This window comes from Bacillus sp. KICET-3 (assembly GCF_033261025.1).
GTDB lineage: Bacteria > Bacillota > Bacilli > Bacillales > Bacillaceae > Bacillus > Bacillus sonorensis.
This window is the reverse complement of sequence record NZ_CP137345.1, coordinates 3,738,372-3,755,769: the sequence shown is the minus strand read 5'-3', so window position 1 is coordinate 3,755,769 and position 17,398 is coordinate 3,738,372. Positions and strand designations below refer to the sequence as shown.

The 17,398-nt window shown below is 44.5% G+C and carries 22 protein-coding genes and 1 riboswitch; of the genes, 19 read left to right on the top strand and 3 right to left on the bottom strand.

Annotated elements, in window-relative coordinates; all coding sequences use genetic code 11:
* The 18 genes from R5H20_RS19275 (at position 1) to sufB (ending at position 14,537) form a co-directional block, all read left to right on the top strand.
* Complete coding sequence (locus R5H20_RS19275) at positions 1–1,785, top strand: acyl-CoA dehydrogenase family protein (RefSeq protein WP_006639011.1); 1,785 nt, start codon at positions 1–3, stop codon at positions 1,783–1,785.
* Between the two features lie 118 nt (positions 1,786–1,903).
* Positions 1,904–2,260, top strand: coding sequence for an arsenate reductase family protein (locus tag R5H20_RS19270; RefSeq protein ID WP_006639010.1), 357 nt, complete (start codon positions 1,904–1,906; stop codon positions 2,258–2,260).
* 60 nt (positions 2,261–2,320) lie between these two features.
* Positions 2,321–2,704, top strand: a complete 384-nt coding sequence (gcvH, locus tag R5H20_RS19265) for a glycine cleavage system protein GcvH (RefSeq protein WP_006639009.1) — start codon at positions 2,321–2,323, stop codon at positions 2,702–2,704.
* A 55-nt stretch (positions 2,705–2,759) separates the two neighbouring features.
* Positions 2,760–2,996, top strand: a complete 237-nt coding sequence (locus R5H20_RS19260; RefSeq protein WP_006639008.1) for a YusG family protein — start codon at positions 2,760–2,762, stop codon at positions 2,994–2,996.
* Between the two features lie 74 nt (positions 2,997–3,070).
* Complete coding sequence (locus tag R5H20_RS19255) at positions 3,071–3,412, top strand: toprim domain-containing protein (RefSeq protein ID WP_006639007.1); 342 nt, start codon at positions 3,071–3,073, stop codon at positions 3,410–3,412.
* 29 nt (positions 3,413–3,441) lie between these two features.
* Entirely contained in the window at positions 3,442–3,750 is a 309-nt protein-coding gene (locus tag R5H20_RS19250) for a thioredoxin family protein (RefSeq protein ID WP_006639006.1), read from the top strand.
* Positions 3,751–3,868: 118 nt separating this feature from the next.
* Positions 3,869–4,216, top strand: a complete 348-nt coding sequence (locus tag R5H20_RS19245; RefSeq protein WP_006639005.1) for an SCP2 sterol-binding domain-containing protein — start codon at positions 3,869–3,871, stop codon at positions 4,214–4,216.
* A 201-nt stretch (positions 4,217–4,417) separates the two neighbouring features.
* A riboswitch (SAM riboswitch) is annotated at positions 4,418–4,524 on the top strand.
* Positions 4,525–4,630: 106 nt separating this feature from the next.
* Positions 4,631–5,656 (top strand): methionine ABC transporter ATP-binding protein MetN, encoded by a 1,026-nt coding sequence (metN, locus tag R5H20_RS19240; RefSeq protein WP_006639004.1) that lies wholly within the window; start codon positions 4,631–4,633, stop codon positions 5,654–5,656.
* On the top strand, positions 5,649–6,317 hold the full coding sequence (locus R5H20_RS19235) for a methionine ABC transporter permease (protein ID WP_006639003.1): 669 nt from the start codon (positions 5,649–5,651) through the stop codon (positions 6,315–6,317). Before metN ends, R5H20_RS19235 begins: the two co-directional genes overlap by 8 nt.
* A 13-nt stretch (positions 6,318–6,330) precedes the next feature.
* A complete protein-coding gene (metQ, locus tag R5H20_RS19230) occupies positions 6,331–7,161 on the top strand; it encodes a methionine ABC transporter substrate-binding lipoprotein MetQ (RefSeq protein ID WP_006639002.1) in 831 nt (276 codons plus the stop codon).
* An 89-nt stretch (positions 7,162–7,250) separates the two neighbouring features.
* Entirely contained in the window at positions 7,251–7,634 is a 384-nt protein-coding gene (locus R5H20_RS19225) for a carboxymuconolactone decarboxylase family protein (protein WP_034325733.1), read from the top strand.
* 182 nt (positions 7,635–7,816) lie between these two features.
* Positions 7,817–7,963: a YuzK family famiily protein gene (locus R5H20_RS19220; protein ID WP_006639000.1), complete on the top strand. Its 147-nt coding sequence runs from the start codon at positions 7,817–7,819 to the stop codon at positions 7,961–7,963.
* 178 nt (positions 7,964–8,141) lie between these two features.
* Positions 8,142–9,062, top strand: coding sequence for a cation diffusion facilitator family transporter (locus tag R5H20_RS19215; RefSeq protein ID WP_006638999.1), 921 nt, complete (start codon positions 8,142–8,144; stop codon positions 9,060–9,062).
* A gap of 286 nt (positions 9,063–9,348) precedes the next feature.
* A complete protein-coding gene (gene sufC, locus R5H20_RS19210) occupies positions 9,349–10,134 on the top strand; it encodes a Fe-S cluster assembly ATPase SufC (protein WP_006638998.1) in 786 nt (261 codons plus the stop codon).
* Positions 10,135–10,151: 17 nt separating this feature from the next.
* Positions 10,152–11,465, top strand: a complete 1,314-nt coding sequence (gene sufD / locus R5H20_RS19205; protein WP_006638997.1) for a Fe-S cluster assembly protein SufD — start codon at positions 10,152–10,154, stop codon at positions 11,463–11,465.
* The gene (gene sufS, locus R5H20_RS19200; RefSeq protein WP_006638996.1) at positions 11,465–12,685 is read left to right on the top strand and encodes a cysteine desulfurase SufS; all 1,221 of its coding nucleotides are present in this window, start codon (positions 11,465–11,467) and stop codon (positions 12,683–12,685) included. The genes sufD and sufS overlap by 1 nt, the downstream gene beginning before the upstream one ends.
* A complete protein-coding gene (gene sufU / locus R5H20_RS19195; protein ID WP_006638995.1) occupies positions 12,675–13,121 on the top strand; it encodes a Fe-S cluster assembly sulfur transfer protein SufU in 447 nt (148 codons plus the stop codon). Before sufS ends, sufU begins: the two co-directional genes overlap by 11 nt.
* Positions 13,122–13,139: 18 nt before the next feature.
* Positions 13,140–14,537 (top strand): Fe-S cluster assembly protein SufB, encoded by a 1,398-nt coding sequence (gene sufB / locus R5H20_RS19190; protein ID WP_006638994.1) that lies wholly within the window; start codon positions 13,140–13,142, stop codon positions 14,535–14,537.
* Positions 14,538–14,722: 185 nt separating this feature from the next.
* Here sufB and R5H20_RS19185 read toward each other — a convergent pair whose 3' ends face one another.
* Both R5H20_RS19185 and R5H20_RS19180 read right to left on the bottom strand, forming a co-directional pair.
* Positions 14,723–15,391, bottom strand: coding sequence for a YqeB family protein (locus R5H20_RS19185; RefSeq protein WP_006638993.1), 669 nt, complete (start codon positions 15,389–15,391; stop codon positions 14,723–14,725).
* Entirely contained in the window at positions 15,388–15,978 is a 591-nt protein-coding gene (locus R5H20_RS19180) for a TetR/AcrR family transcriptional regulator (RefSeq protein WP_006638992.1), read from the bottom strand. The genes R5H20_RS19185 and R5H20_RS19180 overlap by 4 nt, the downstream gene beginning before the upstream one ends.
* 296 nt (positions 15,979–16,274) lie before the next feature.
* On the opposite strand from R5H20_RS19180, the gene R5H20_RS19175 reads away from it, so the two are divergent.
* Complete coding sequence (locus R5H20_RS19175) at positions 16,275–16,736, top strand: GNAT family N-acetyltransferase (protein WP_238548710.1); 462 nt, start codon at positions 16,275–16,277, stop codon at positions 16,734–16,736.
* 33 nt (positions 16,737–16,769) lie between these two features.
* Here R5H20_RS19175 and R5H20_RS19170 read toward each other — a convergent pair whose 3' ends face one another.
* Entirely contained in the window at positions 16,770–17,231 is a 462-nt protein-coding gene (locus tag R5H20_RS19170) for a GNAT family N-acetyltransferase (RefSeq protein ID WP_006638990.1), read from the bottom strand.
* Between the last annotated feature and the right edge of the window lie 167 nt (positions 17,232–17,398).

Sequence of the window (17,398 nt, the reverse complement as noted above, 5' to 3'; positions counted from 1 at the left end):
ATGGAACAAACAAAGGATCATATGAAAAAAGGCGGCGCCTTTTTGATAGAAGACGTAACAGCGGATCAAATGTTCACACCGGAAGATTTCACAGACGAACATAAAATGATCGCCAAAACGACGGAAGATTATATTCTCGGCGATGTTTTGCCTTATATCGACGACATTGAAAACCACAATTTCGACCATTCTGTCAAGCTGCTGAGAAAAGCAGGCGAGCTTGGACTGCTCGGCGCCGATGTCCCGGAAGAGTTCGGCGGCCTCGGCTTAGATAAAATCAGCTCGGCATTGATCACGGAAAAGTTTTCAAGAGCGGGCAGCTTCTCTCTGTCGTATGGCGCCCATGTCGGGATCGGAACACTGCCGATCGTATTCTTCGGTACAGAGGAGCAAAAGGAAAAGTATTTGCCTTCGCTTGCATCAGGCGAAAAAATTGCCGCCTATGCATTAACAGAACCGGGTTCGGGGTCTGACGCACTGGGGGCGAAGACGACGGCCGTTTTGAATGAGGCCGGTACACACTATATCCTGAACGGGGAAAAACAGTGGATTACCAACTCCGCTTTCGCTGATATATTTGTCGTCTATGCGAAAATAGACGGAGAACATTTTTCGGCATTCATTGTTGAAAAAGACTATCCTGGCGTCTCAACCGGTCCGGAAGAGAAAAAAATGGGCATTAAAGGCTCATCAACCCGGACGCTCATTTTAGACCAGGTGCACGTTCCGAAAGAAAACCTGCTGGGAGAGGCGGGAAAAGGACACGTCATCGCCTTCAATATTTTGAATATCGGCCGCTACAAGCTGGCTGTCGGGACGATCGGCGCTTCCAAACGGGTGATCGAGCTTTCCGCCGCTTACGCCAATCAGCGCCGCCAGTTTCAGACGCCGATTTCCAGCTTTAGTTTAATCGGCGAAAAGATCGCGAATATGTCTGCAAAATTGTATGCGATGGAAAGCTCTGTTTATCGGACAGTCGGGCTTTTTGAAGACAAAATGGGCACCCTTTCTGCCGAAGATCAACAGGACGGCCGCCAGGTGGCAAAATCGATCGCCGAATATGCAATCGAATGCTCATTAAATAAAGTGTTCGGCTCGGAAACGCTTGATTATATAGTCGACGAAGGCGTCCAAATCCACGGCGGATATGGTTTCATGCAGGAATACGAAGTTGAGCGTGCTTACCGCGACTCAAGAATCAACCGGATTTTTGAAGGAACAAATGAAATCAACCGCCTGATCGTTCCGGGCACATACTTGAAAAAAGCCTTGAAAGGAGAACTGCCGCTTTTTGAAAAAGCAAAGGCGCTTCAGGAAGAGCTGATGATGCTTATGCCTGAAGAACCGGGAGACGGCGTATTGGATCAGGAAAAGTACCTGCTGAAAAACGCCAAAAAGATCGCGCTCCTCATCGCAGGCCTGGCCGCGCAAAAATACGGAAAGGCTATTGATAATGAACAGGAAATTCTGGTCAACATCGCAGATATTGTCAGCCAGGTGTATGCAATGGAATCGGCCGTCTTAAGAACAGAAAAAGCCGTCATTGACGCAGGCGAAGAAAAAAATGCGCAAAAAATTCTGTACACGCAGATTTTCACACAGGAAGCCTTTCAAGAGATTGAAAGTCATGCAAAAGAATCCTTGATTGCGATGGAATCCGGCGATTCGCTGCGGATGATGCTTTCCGCTCTACGCAAATTGACCCGCTTTACACCTGTCAATGTCATTGAGAAAAAACGCCGGGCCGCCAAGGAAGTCTTTCAAGCGGAGAAATTCATCGTGTAAAGCCATAAGCCCCGCCCATCGAGCGGGGCTTTGCAGTGCTTTTAGAATAAAGCAACGTTTTAGGTTTTTAAAACGATCTGTGTTAAAATAGCCTCGATTAACCGAGAGGGGTGAATATATGGCTTTAGACTTTTATTGGTACCCGAAATGCGGGACGTGCCGAAAAGCGAAAAAATGGCTTGAAGACCACGGCAAAGAGGTAAACGGGATACATATCGCCGAACAGCCGCCCAGCAAGGAAAAGCTGAAGGAGCTCTATGAAAAAAGCGGACTTGAATTAAAAAAATTCTTTAACACAAGCGGGCAGAAGTACCGCGAGCTTGGCTTAAAGGATAAGCTTCAGGGGATGTCAGAGGAGGAACAGCTCGAACTGCTGGCTTCGGACGGAATGCTGATCAAGCGCCCGATTACGACTGACGGCAAGAAGGTAACGGTCGGTTTTAAAGAAGATGAATTTAAGACATACTGGTTATAATGCATGAAAATGTGATATCTTCAATGTAAGAGAATGAAAACAATATATGGAGGGGTTAGCATGAGCACACCAAAAGAACTGCGTTATTCCGAAGAGCATGAATGGGTCAAAACAGAAGGGGACAAAGTGAGAATCGGGATTACCGATTTCGCTCAATCCGAGCTTGGAGACATCGTCTTTGTCGAGCTTCCTGAAGTAGGAGACGAAATTAAAGCGGACGAGCCTTTTGGAAGCGTCGAGTCTGTAAAAACCGTATCCGAATTATATGCTCCGATCAACGGGAAAGTTGTTGAAGTGAACGAAGATTTAGATGATAACCCGGAATTTGTAAATGAATCTCCATATGAAAAGGCATGGATGATTGTCGTTGAACCTGCTGACGCTTCAGAAATTGACAGCCTGATGACAGCAGAACAGTATGACGAAATGATTAAAGAAGACTGATTTTAGGATAATCACCCGTCATTTGGATACTCTAGGAGATAAGGGGGGTGTCCAATTGACGCTGGGAAAAGAGAAAATCGATATAACAGAACATGTTCAAGGCCGTTTTGAAAATGGCGGCATGCAGCTGTATCATGAGAATGAACCGATCGGCCGCATGACCGGCATGGATCAATACGATTTAAAGTCCGGATACTCATTCCAGAATCAAAAATTTTACAAAATGGCTGATACTGTAAAGAAACCGGACGCAAAATATGTGGATTGTGATGATCATCAAGGCTGGTGTTAATCGGCTCAGGCGGTGAAAGTGTTCACTGCCTTTTTTTTGAAATGAATCTATTTTTCTCTCAAAAGGTGATCTAAGTGCCAATAAATGGAAAAGTAATAATCGTTGAAGGGAAATCCGATAAGCTGAAAGTAAAGCATGTCATCGAAGAGCCCCTTGACATCATCTGCACAAATGGAACGATCAGTCTATCCAAACTCGATGAGTTTGCCGAAACTCTGTATGATCAAGACGTCTATATTTTGGTTGATGCCGATGATTCCGGCGAAAAGCTGCGCAGGCAGCTGAAAAGGGAATTGCCAGAAGCGTCCCATTTATACATTGACAAGGTTTACAAGGAAGTCGCTGCTGCACCTTATCATCACGTAGCAGAGATCCTTTTCCGGGCCGATATCCGGGTAAACGCAAAATTTTTATGATAAGAAAGTATTGAGGTGCGGTTCAACTTATGCAGGAATTTGAGGAACGAGATCTAAAACAGCTTGGCCGGCAAACATGTCTTTTGTATTTATATACTCCATTCTGCGGAACCTGCCAGCTAGCAGGCAGAATGCTGGAAGTCGTTGATGAAATGCTTCCGGATGTCCCTTTCTATAAAAATAATCTCAATTATTCCCCGACATTCGCCAAAGAGAATCAAATTGAAAGCGTGCCATGCTTTATTGTTTACAAAAATGGCCGCATCGTCAAAAAAGAATACGCTTTTCATTCTGTTTCTTACTTATATGATACGATTAAACAAAATGCTGTTGATTAAGGGCGTTTTTGACATATTTCTCGGGAAATAACCTTCAAACTTGTCGAGCAAATCATAAAGGACTCCCGCTGTATACAGAGAATCTGTATGTATGACCAATTGACGGGAGGTTATACAGTTGGAGAAAATAGGATTGGTAGAAAGAGAGGATCGGGCTCCTTTTTTAAAACCTCTATTATCCACAACAGCTTTGCTGATCACCTTTCAAGGAGAAAAAGAAGCTTTCACATTAATGATTAATGAGCAGGGGGAAATGGAAAAATCTTCGCCTGTTGAAAAAGCTCATTTGACTTTTTTTGGAGAGCAAAGCGAGATTATTGACCTTCTTCACGGGGACATTTCATTACAGCAGCTCGTTCAGCGCGGCAGTGTCAAAGTCAAAGGCTCTTTCAGGGCTTTATTGAAGCTTGAAGCGATTTTATGGCTGACAGACGGGTTCTTCAAAAACAGCGACCTTCATTCATAAACATTCAGATGTTGAAAAATTGACATATTTCACTCCGTATGATCTGGACGGCGGGCTGGCGGAGCCCGCCTCTTTTTGGTTTTTTAGATACAGAAGCTGGTAGGACATTTGTCTCACGAAAAATAGTTGACAACTATTTTTCCACATGATATCCTACTTGAAGAATTCCGATCATCATTATCAAAAATAAAATATATGATTCTCTTATCAAGAGAGGTGGAGGGAAGTGCCCTATGAAACCCGGCAACCATCAACAGTCGTTGAAATGGTGCCAATTCACGCGAAGCGTATGCTTTGAAAGATGAGAGAAAGGCCGAGCTTTTCAAAAGCCTTTCTGCTCATGTGTGCAGAAAGGCTTTTTTTCATCAATATGATTGGACCTCGAAGAATAGAGCAAGAAAGCAGGTGATGACTTTGATAAATCTTCAGCATGTTTCAAAGGTTTATCGGTCAAAGCATGGAGATGTCAATGCTGTCCAAGATGTCACCCTTGCAATCAAAAAAGGTGAAATCTTCGGAATTATTGGATATAGCGGAGCCGGAAAAAGCTCCTTGATCCGCCTCTTGAACGGACTGGAAAAGCCGACATCCGGAACCGTTGAGGTAGCGGGCAGAACGATCAGCCAAATTAAAGGGAAGAAGCTGAGGGAAGCGCGGCAGGAAATCAGCATGATCTTTCAGCATTTCAACCTTTTATGGTCGAGAACGGTCCGCGACAATATCGCGTTTCCGCTGGAAATTGCCGGCGTGAAAAAAGAAAAACGCTTAAAACGGGTTGATGAACTGATTAAGCTCGTCGGTCTTGAAGGAAAGGAAAATGCTTATCCTTCCCAGCTGAGCGGAGGCCAGAAGCAGCGTGTGGGCATTGCAAGAGCGCTCGCCAACAATCCGAAAGTACTCCTTTGTGATGAAGCGACATCTGCGCTTGATCCGCAGACGACTGACTCGATCCTGGGTCTTCTGTCTGATATCAACGAAAGATTGGGGCTGACGATCGTCATGATCACCCATGAAATGCACGTCATCAGGAAAATCTGCCACAGAGTGGCGGTCATGGAGAACGGAAGGGTTGTTGAAGAAGGCGATGTACTGAACGTGTTCAGGAAGCCGAAGGAAGACATGACAAAACGCTTTGTCCAGCAGGTGACAGAACCGGAAGAGACAAAGGAAACCTTGAAACACTTCCTTGAGGAAACGAAAACCGGTCAGACGATTCAGCTTACATTTGTCGGCGAAGCCGCCGAATCGCCGCTTATCACCCAGATCATCCGGAAATTTGATGTTGAAGTCAATATTCTTCAAGGGAAAATTTCGCAGACTCAAGACGGCGCATACGGCTCCCTATTCATTCATGTGGACGGGGATGCGGGCGAAGTCAGCAGAGTGGTCGAGTTCATCAAGAGCCGTCAGGTAGAAGCAGAGGTGATCACAAATGTTTGAAAAATGGTTTCCTAATGTGAATATGGAGAACCTGTGGAATGCGACATACGAAACGGTTTATATGACAGGGATATCGCTTTTGTTTGCGTTTATCATCGGGATTATTCTCGGTTTGCTGCTGTACTTAACATCCAAGGGAAATATATGGCAAAACAAGGCGGTAAACGCCGTGATTGCAGCGGTCGTCAATGTATTCCGGTCCATCCCGTTTATTATATTAATTATCATTTTGCTCAGCTTTACAAAAATAATAATGGGAACCATTTTGGGGCCGAACGCAGCTTTGCCGGCATTGATTGTCGCCTCAGCTCCGTTTTATGCCCGGCTAGTGGAAATCGCTTTGCGGGAAGTCGATAAAGGCGTGATCGAAGCGGCGAAATCAATGGGGGCGAAAACGTCGACAATCATTTTCAAAGTTCTTCTGCCGGAATCAATGCCCGCTCTTATTTCAGGCATCACGGTCACGGCGATCGCGCTTATCGGTTCAACAGCTATGGCAGGCGCGATCGGTTCCGGAGGACTAGGCAACCTTGCATATGTCGACGGGTTTCAAATGAATAACACCGATATTATTGTAATTGCAACCATCTTTATTTTAGCCATCGTATTTATCATCCAATTTATTGGAGATTTCATAACAAACAAATTAGACAAACGTTAGGGAGGCTATCCAAATGAAAAAAGGTTTATTAACTGCTTTGTTCATTATTTTTGCCGGCATTTTGGCCGCCTGCGGATCTTCAAGCAGCCAAGGCGATCAGGACAGCAAAGTCATCACTGTCGGAGCGACGCCGACACCTCATGCGGAAATTCTTGAACAGGCAAAACCGCTTTTGAAGGAAAAAGGCTATGACCTGCAAATCAAGAAATTTACCGACTACAAGCTGATCAACAAGGCGCTCGCGTCCAAAGATCTTGACGCAAACTACTTCCAGCACGTTCCGTATCTTGAACAGGAAATGAAAGAAAACAAAGATTACAAACTTGCGAATGTCGGTGCGGTTCACCTTGAGCCATTCGGCATCTACTCCAAAAAGTATAAATCGTTGAAAGAGCTTCCTGAGGGAGCGAAGATTATCATGAGCAACAACGCCGCTGAGCAGGGCCGCATGCTGACAATGCTTGAAAATGCCGGTCTGATCAAATTAAAATCCGGTATAGAAAAAGTCAACGCGACGGTGAAAGACATCACGGAAAACAAGAAAAACCTGAAAATCGAAAACAATATCACGCCGGAAATGACAGCAAAAGCTTATGAAGCCAATGAAGCTGACGCCGTGTTCATCAATGTGAACTATGCGATCCAAAACAAGCTGAACCCGAAAACGGACTCCATCGAGCTTGAGTCTCCTAAAGACAATCCTTACGCGAACATTATCGCTGTTCGCAAAGGTGATGAAGACTCTGCCAAAATCAAAGCGCTGATGGAAGTATTGCACTCAGATAAAATCAAAGAATTCATTGACAAAAAATATGAAGGATCAGTTCTTCCTGTAACAGAATAAAAATGAAACCCCGGTTTGTTTAAAACCGGGGTTTTTTTGGCGCGTATTTTGCAAAAAGTTGTCCATAATAAAGAAAAAATCTAACACAAATGGAGGAAGCGCACGTGAACCAGCAGGAATCAGAAGGCATCATCGAATCGGCATTGCATGAGTATAAAGCGGGAATCGGCATCTTTTCAGAAAAAATGCCCGGGATTGCCGCCAAATACAATGAGTTTACACAAGAATGTTTTAAAAAAGGAGCACTCAGTGAAAAAGAAAAGCAGCTGATCGCTCTCGGCATCAGCATCAGCTCACAGGATGAATATTGCATCATCTACCATGTCAAGGGGTGCCTTGACGGAGGAGCGACAGAGGAAGAAATTCTGGAAGCTGTCGGCGTCACCGCCGCATTTGGCGGAGGAGCGGCGATGAGTCAGTCGGTGACACTCGTTTTGCAGGCGATGGAAGAATTCAAGCAAATGAAGCACTGATGCCCAGACACCCCGGGGCTTCGCTGGTGAATCTCCGCCTTTTCAGAGATATCCGGGTATATAGACAGCACATTCAACTTTGCCATATTGTGCATATGATGAGTATCATGTAGGAAAGTCTGAAAGGATGATTCATTATTTGTTCAAGCAGAGACCAGCTTGACCTTGAATTCACGGCGGAAATGGAAAAAGCGATGCACAGGTCGCACGGCATCGGCTACGGCGAATACACGAGAAGCCATGCTGTTCGTCTTGAAGTGGAGAAAAAGCGTGAAGAGCAATACAAAAAAAGCAAGGAAATCGTCTTGGATCTGATGATGACAGGTTAAAGGGGGGGACGGATATCATTCCGTCCTTTCTCATTCCTTCCCAAAACATGCTTCCTGAAGCAAAATGATTGAAGAAAACGGTTGACCGTCTAAATAGAAAGAGATAAAATCAATATATGAACATATGATCATATATAATTAAAATGAAGCTTCCCGGGTTGAAAAGGAGGAGTTTATGATGAGTCATTCACACAATCATCACAGTCATGGAAAGCACAGCCATCATCATGGCCACAACGCCAACAGAAAAGCATTGTTCATCAGCTTCGGCCTGATTTTCGCCTTTATGGTGATCGAATTCATCGGCGGAATGATGACCAACAGCCTCGCTCTTTTGTCCGATGCCGGACATATGCTCAGTGATGCGGCTGCCCTTGGATTAAGCCTCGCTGCCCTTGCGTTTGGAGGAAAGGAGGCAAACACCAGCAAAACATATGGGTACAAGCGTTTTGAGATATTGGCTGCTTTTATCAACGGCATCACATTGCTCGCGATCTCGATTTATATTTTTTGGGAAGCGTATCATCGCTTTTTCAGCCCTCCTGAAGTTGCAAGCGCCGGCATGCTGGGAATCGCCGTTGTCGGACTGGCCGTCAATATTGCGGCTGCCTGGATTTTGATGAAAGGGGACATGAGCGGGAATTTAAACTTGAGAAGCGCATTCCTGCATGTGCTTGGAGATCTGCTCGGATCCGTTGGTGCGATCATCGCCGGCCTTTTGATGATGATCTTCAATTGGAACATCGCCGACCCGATTGCCAGCATCATCGCGGCTCTTCTCGTACTTGTAAGCGGCTTTCGAGTCACAAAAGAATCGGTTCATATATTAATGGAAGGAAAGCCGGAGCATATCGACACCGATACACTCAAAAAAGGGATTCTTTCAATTCCGTCTGTGAAAGATATTCATGATCTTCATATTTGGTCGATCACATCCGATTTTCCGTCTTTAAGCTGCCATGTGGTTGTCAGCGAGGATGGTGACAGGGATAGAATTCTGCAACAAGTATCAGAATATCTAAGGAAAGAATTCAGACTGGAACATGTGACAGTTCAGATTGAAGGGGAAGGTCATTCCCATTATCATCCTTGCAATTGAGAACGAACCGGGGACATGCTTGATGGAAACATATCGATCTCCGTTCACATATTGGCCTTGGCTTTTCTTTTGTAATAGATGTCAATAAACTTATGTTTTGGATGGATCTGTATGAGAGAAAGTTTCTTTCCTTAATCTCTTTAAGAAAAAAGCAATTTTTGTTACACTTGAAAACATGTACATGAAAAGATCAAAAAGACTTTTGTTGTATTCAATTTTCATTTGTTATAAAATTAGAATGAGAATAAATTGAGAATAATGATTATCTATATTGGAGGTATATTTCATGGCTGCTTCGACATTAACAATCAAGGATCTTCACGTTGAGATTGAAGGGAAAGAGATTTTAAAAGGTGTAAACCTTGAAATAAAAGGCGGGGAATTCCACGCTGTCATGGGACCGAACGGTACAGGTAAATCGACTTTATCTGCAGCGATCATGGGACATCCGAAATATGAAGTGACAAAGGGCAGCATCCTGCTGGACGGGGAAGACGTGCTTGAGATGGAAGTGGACGAGCGCGCTCGTGCAGGCCTGTTTTTGGCAATGCAATATCCGAGCGAAATCAGCGGTGTTACGAACGCTGACTTTCTCCGTTCTGCCATCAATTCACGCAGAGAAGAAGGCGATGAAATTTCATTGATGAAATTTATCCGCAAGATGGATGAAAACATGGAATTTCTTGAAATGGACCCTGACATGGCGCAGCGCTATCTGAACGAAGGATTTTCAGGCGGGGAGAAAAAACGCAACGAAATTCTTCAGCTGATGATGATTGAACCTAAGATCGCCATTCTTGACGAGATTGATTCCGGTTTGGACATTGACGCTCTTAAAGTCGTTTCAAAAGGCATCAACAAAATGCGCGGCGAGAACTTCGGCTGCCTGATCATCACACACTATCAGCGCCTATTGAACTACATCACGCCAGACAAGGTGCACGTCATGATGCAGGGCCGCGTCGTAAAATCAGGAGGGCCTGAGCTTGCACAGCGCCTGGAAGCTGAAGGATATGACTGGATTAAGCATGAGCTGGGAATCGAAGACGAAACTGTCGGTCAAGAAGCGTAAGCGTTAGGGGGATAATCATGACACTGGAAACAAAACTATCTGTAGACCGGGAATATGTCAAAAGCTTCTCTGAGAAGCATCAGGAACCGGCTTGGCTGCAGGACCTGCGCTTAGAAGCGCTTGAAAAAGCAGCAGACCTGCCGCTGCCAAAACCTGATAAAACAAAAATTACAAATTGGAATTTTACGCAATTTGATAAGCATACTGTAGAAAATAAACCGCTTGATTCCTTGGATGATCTTTCAGATGAAGTGAAATCGCTGATCGATCTGGAAAACGAAAACAAGACGCTTTACATCCAAAGAGACCAGACGCCTGCATATCTGTCACTTTCCAAAGAACTCAAGGATAAAGGCGTCATCTTTACAGATATTCATACCGCTGCCCGCGAACACAGCGACCTTGTCAAAAAGTATTTCATGAAAGACGGCGTTAAGCCCGACGAGCATAAATTAACAGCATTGCATGCGGCGCTTTTGAACGGGGGAGCATTCCTTTATGTTCCGAAAAACGTTGAGCTTGAAGCTCCCGTTCAGGCGGTTTATGTTCATGAAAGCAATGATACCGCGCTTTTCAACCATGTGCTCATTGTCGCTGAAGACAACAGCTCAGTGACATATGTGGAAAACTACATCAGCACGGTGAACCCTAAAAAAGCGGTGTTTAACATCGTGTCAGAAGTGATCACCGGTGCGAACGCACGCGTTCAATACGGGGCGGTAGACAATCTGTCCGCAGGGGTTACGGCATATGTAAGCCGCCGCGGAGCAGCCCTTGGACGCGACAGCAAAATCGAGTGGGCGCTTGGTCTGATGAATGACGGAGACACCATTTCTGAAAATACGACAAATCTGCACGGGGACGGCACGTTCGGCGATACGAAAACGGTTGTCGTCGGCAGAGGGGAACAGACTGAAAACTTTACAACGCAAATCATTCACCACGGAAAGCATTCAGAAGGCTATATCTTAAAGCACGGCGTCATGAAAGATTCCGCATCTTCGATCTTTAACGGAATCGGAAAAATCGAGCATGGCGCATCAAAATCAAATGCGGAGCAGGAATCCCGCGTATTGATGCTGAGCGAAAAAGCGCGCGGCGATGCGAACCCGATCCTTTTGATCGATGAGGATGACGTAACAGCGGGCCATGCTGCATCTGTCGGCCGCGTCGATCCGGTTCAGCTCTACTATTTAATGAGCCGCGGAATTCCGAAAGAAGAAGCAGAGCGCCTCGTCATTTACGGCTTCCTTGCACCGGTTGTCAACGAACTGCCGATCGAAGGCGTAAAGAAACAGCTGGTCTCTGTGATTGAAAGGAAAGTAAAATAATGAATGTCAAAGATATTCGCGAACAGTTTCCGATTCTCCACCAGCAAGTCAATGGACACGACCTCGTCTATTTGGACAGCGCGGCTACATCGCAAAAGCCGCGCGTCGTCATAGACACGCTTGATGAGTATTACAAATCTTATAATTCCAATGTCCATCGCGGCGTTCATACGCTTGGTACGAAAGCAACCGATGGATATGAAGGGGCACGTGAGAAGGTCAGGAAGTTTATCAGCGCGAAATCGATGCAGGAAATTATTTTTACGCGGGGTACGACAACGAGCCTCAACACTATTGCGCTCAGCTATGCCCGCGCCAATCTGAAGCCGGGGGATGAAATCGCCATTACGCCGATGGAGCACCACGCCAATATTATTCCTTGGCAGCAGGCGGCGAAAGCGACCGGCGCAGAACTGAAGTATATTCCGCTGCAGGAAGACGGCACCATTTCACTGGATGATGTCAGACAGACTGTGACCGCCAAAACGAAAATCGTATCAACCGCACATGTGTCAAACGTTCTTGGGTCGATTAACCCGATTAAAGAAATCGCCAAAATCGCCCATGAAAACGGCGCGGTGATGGTCGTCGACGGCGCGCAAAGCACACCGCACATGAAAATTGATGTTCAAGATTTGGATTGTGATTTCTTCACCTTCTCCGCCCACAAAATGTGTGGTCCGACCGGAATTGGGGTACTGTATGGTAAGAAAGCTTTGCTTGAAAATATGGAACCTGCAGAGTTCGGCGGAGAAATGATTGATTTTGTCGGTCTTTATGAATCGACCTGGAAGGAGCTTCCGTGGAAATTCGAAGCGGGCACACCGATTATTGCGGGTGCGATCGGATTGGGAGCGGCGATTGACTTCCTGGAAGAAATCGGACTTGACGCCATTTCAGAGCACGAACATCGCTTAGCTTCATATGCGCTTGAACGGTTTAAGGAGCTTGAAGGCGCGACGGTCTATGGTCCGAAGCACCGTGCAGGTCTTGTGACATTCAACCTTGAAGACGTCCATCCGCACGATGTCGCAACGGTACTGGATGCTGAAGGAGTCGCTGTCAGAGCCGGACACCACTGTGCACAGCCTTTGATGAAATGGCTGAATGTTTCCGCTACTGCAAGAGCAAGCTTTTATCTGTATAATACAGAAGAAGATATCGACAAATTGATTGCAGCTCTGCAGAAGACAAAGGAGTATTTCACAAATGTCTTTTAATGTGAACTTGGATACACTGTATCGGCAGGTCATTATGGATCACTACAAAAACCCGAGAAATAAAGGGGTTTTAAATGACAGCATCGTCGTTGACATGAACAATCCGACATGCGGTGACCGGATCAGACTGACGATGAAGATTACCGACAATAAAGTAGAAGATGCAAAATTTGAAGGTGAAGGCTGCTCCATTTCCATGGCATCCGCCTCGATGATGACGCAGGCGATCAAAGGAAAAGACGTGGAGACCGCACTTCACATGTCACAGATTTTTTCAGATATGATGCAGGGCAAAGACTATGACGATTCGATCGATTTAGGCGACATCGAAGCCCTTCAAGGCGTTTCAAAGTTTCCAGCCCGAATCAAATGTGCAACCCTTTCATGGAAAGCCCTTGAAAAAGGCGTTGCCAAAGATGAAAGCGATAATGAATAAAGATTGGAGTGAAAATGGATGGCCAAGAAAATGCCGGATATCGGCGAATATAAATACGGTTTTGCCGACAAAGACGTTTCCATTTTCCGTTCTGAGCGGGGACTGACAAAAGAAATCGTTGAAGAAATTTCACGCATGAAAGAAGAGCCTCAATGGATGCTTGATTTCCGTCTGAAATCTCTCGAGCATTTCTATAACATGCCAATGCCTCAGTGGGGCGGAGATTTAAACTCATTAAACTTTGATGAAATTACGTATTACGTAAAACCTTCTGAGCGTTCAGAAAGATCATGGGACGAAGTGCCGGAAGAAATCAAACAGACATTTGACAAACTCGGCATCCCTGAAGCCGAACAAAAGTATTTGGCCGGGGTTTCCGCCCAATACGAATCAGAAGTTGTTTACCACAACATGAAAGAAGACCTTGAATCTCAAGGAATCATCTTTAAAGATACAGACAGCGCCCTCAAGGAAAACGAAGACATTTTCCGCGAGCACTGGGCAAAAGTCATCCCGCCGACAGACAACAAATTTGCGGCCTTGAACTCAGCGGTATGGTCAGGCGGATCATTCATCTACGTGCCGAAAGGTGTGAAAGTCGATACTCCGCTGCAAGCATATTTCCGCATCAACTCTGAAAACATGGGTCAGTTTGAACGGACGCTGATCATCGTAGATGAAGGTGCGCACGTTCACTATGTCGAGGGATGTACCGCTCCTGTCTACACGACAAACTCCCTTCACAGCGCGGTCGTTGAAATTATCGTCAAAGAAGGCGGATACTGCCGCTATACAACGATCCAAAACTGGGCGAACAACGTCTTTAACCTTGTTACAAAACGCGCCGTTTGTGAAGCGAACGCGACAATGGAATGGATCGACGGAAACATCGGCTCCAAGCTGACAATGAAATATCCTGCTGTCATCCTGAAAGGCGAAGGCGCCCGCGGCATGACGCTCAGCATCGCACTGGCAGGAAAAGGGCAGCATCAGGATGCAGGTGCGAAAATGATTCACCTTGCGCCGAATACGTCATCAACAATCGTGTCAAAATCGATTTCAAAACAAGGCGGAAAAGTCACATACCGCGGAATCGTCCACTTCGGACGCAAAGCGGAAGGAGCCCGCTCAAACATCGAATGCGACACGCTGATTATGGACAACAAATCAACATCAGATACGATTCCTTACAATGAAATCTTGAATGACAATATTTCATTGGAGCACGAAGCGAAAGTATCAAAAGTATCTGAAGAACAGCTCTTCTACTTGATGAGCCGCGGCATTTCCGAAGAAGAAGCAACGGAAATGATCGTCATGGGCTTCATCGAGCCATTCACAAAAGAACTGCCGATGGAATACGCGGTTGAGATGAACCGCCTTATCAAGTTCGAGATGGAAGGGTCTATTGGCTAATGATTGATCCCAAAGGGTGTGATCGGATTTATATTTGATTGCATCTCATGATTCCGCAGATACATATGTATCTGCGGTTTTTTATTGATCTAGTATAGCAGCCTGCGAAGCCCTCATCCAGTTGCTTCAAAATAACAATAAGCGCCCTTTGTAATAAAAGGCGCCCATTGTGTTTATTCATGCACTTATACCATCCTTACATATTGCCGCTTATCATCATCTTGAATGACCACTCCAAGCTTTGACAGGTCTTTGCGGAGGATTTTTGCCTCTTCCTGTTGATTTTCCTGCAATGCCCGTTCTCTTGCTGAAAGAAGAGCATTGATATGGGAGGGGAAATGAGGATGATCCGCAACCCAGCGCTGGTACTTATTCTTGAACGGATCTTCTTCCGCCCATTGGTAACCGTGATGTTTAAAAGCTTTTTCAACAAGCGGCTTCTTAGCTTCAATCTGTTCACGGTACAATTCATTCCCATTAACACCAAGAATAACAAGATCTTTATTCTCAAGATAAACCGTAGAAATCTCTTTTTTCTCGATCATTTCTTCTTTTTCTTTCATTAACAGCCTTACGTTTTGATCAGAAATCAATACTTTTAGGATTTCATTAAAAATATATTGAGAAAAGAACAGGCCGGCTATGATGCCGATGATGGCAGCGATAATCGATACCCAGTAGCTGTTGAATGATGCGACAAATTCCAAAGGCCCTTTAAACGGAACGATCGGAATCATCAGCATCCAATCTGCAATAACAGGCAAAAACCATCCCAGAACAGCTCCTAAAACCGGCGGAATCATCAAATATAATGCTTTCTCCAGCTTTGTTATTCCAATCATCGTTTCATTCAATATGTTTCACTGCCTTTCATTGCGTTGCTGACTGCTGTTTCCCAAATTTTTTTATAATCTATTTCAATTCCCAAGATCATAAAGTTGCCCAAATTATCAATGATAAGCGCAAGCGTATGTGCATTCACACTGGTATTTTCAGAAGAGACCACACCAAGTTCAACACCGTAAGAAAGCAACGAGTCAAAACCTTCTAAGAAATGTTCCACCATCGCTTTAAGCTTTTTCTCATATCTTGGGCTGTGTGCTGCGCTTAAAACAAATTCGTGAACCACTTTCAAAGCAGGAGAGTTATGTTTATACTCTTCAAAATAGCGGATGCCGTCTGCAATTAACCGTTTTTTAAAATTTTTCTTCGTGTACTCTTCGATTGAAAAATAAGCAGAGAAATGATGGCCATCAAATACTAAATGAAAAAGGTAATCGACCAGCTCTTCTTTAGATGAGAAATAATAGTATATAGCAGGCTTTGAAATGCCTACTTCCGAGGCAATCATTGATAAGCTCGTATTTTTTAAACCATGTCTGCCGATAAGTGCAAATGCAGCTTCTACAATTGCCTCTTGTGTTTTGCTTTCCTTTTTCATCAACATCATTCCTTGTATAATTTATATCTTTATTTTACTTACCGGTAGGTAAAAAATCAAGAAGATTGAGGTGAACCTGGCACACGGAAAAGGGCAGGCACGCTAAGTTTTGGTTCTTTTAAAGTTTGTGGAGCCGCTGAAAAAAGATTGTTGTTGGGAAAAATATCGGCGGGACTGCTGGAAGATGTTATGATACAATGTGGTTGATAAAGCATAAGGATTGATGTATAAATGAGCACCTATTTTCTTCAGACAGAACGCCTTGGTTTTTCTTTATGGCAAAAGCGGATTTACATTTGGCAAAAGCGTTATGGGGAGATGCAGATGTGACAAGATACATATCTGCGGATGGAAAATGGACTGAAAAAGAGGTGAAAGACCGTTTATTGAAAGAAATCGCACAATATCAAAATCATGGCGTTCAATACTGCCCCATATTTGAAGCAAAACAGAATGTGTTCATCGGATGTTGCGGCCTCCGTCCTTATGATTTGGAAAACGGAGTGTACGAATTCGGATGTCATCTCGTGCGTTCAATGTGGGGAAAAGGCTATGCAAGTGAAGCAGCCATGGCGATGATTGACTATGCATGTAAAGATATCAAAGCAAATAAGCTGTTCGCAGGACATCATCCTCAAAATTCTGCCTCGCGAAAGCTCTTGGAAAGACTGGGCTTTCAATACACCCACGACGAATATTATCCGCCCACAGGACTTCACCATCCTTCCTATGAATTAAAACAGCCTCCCGCACAATAAGCGCAGGATGGCTGCTTGCTTCTTGAAGTCTTGTTATACAAGCTGGTATTGAAAAATATCCACATGATTATTTTTTTGGTCTGAGACAGACTCGATGAATGTCCATCCTCTTTGTTTGTAATAATCAGAAGCATTTTCAGTTTTTAAATATATGCTGGTATGGCCCAGAGCTTTTACATGAGACAGCAGAGCTTCCATTAAACGGAGTCCGATTTTTCGATTGCGGTACTGTGGTTCAACATAAAGAGATGCCAGCCAAGGCTTGTATTGCGGCCGTTCCTTCAAATCATTTTCAAACGCCGAAACAGTTCCTGCACATTCGCCGTCAATGATAGCGATAAGCGTGATCGGAAACGTGGTTAAATGGGTATTTGAAAAAAACGCAACGGCATCATCGTAAGTCATTTTACGATCGTGTGCTGCAAACTCCTGATAGACCATATATGCAACAGCTTCAATATATGTTTCATTCTCATGCAACAGGTGAATCTGCATTTTGATAAGGCCTCCCCTCTGAACGTATTTTGACCACAATAATAACTGATTAGCTGGATTTTGGAAAACTGTATTCAGTGCACATTTGTCATTTAGGCGTATTCATAGTAACATGGAGAAATCATTTATTTTGATTAGTCTAAATATTACATGTTTTATGAATTTGG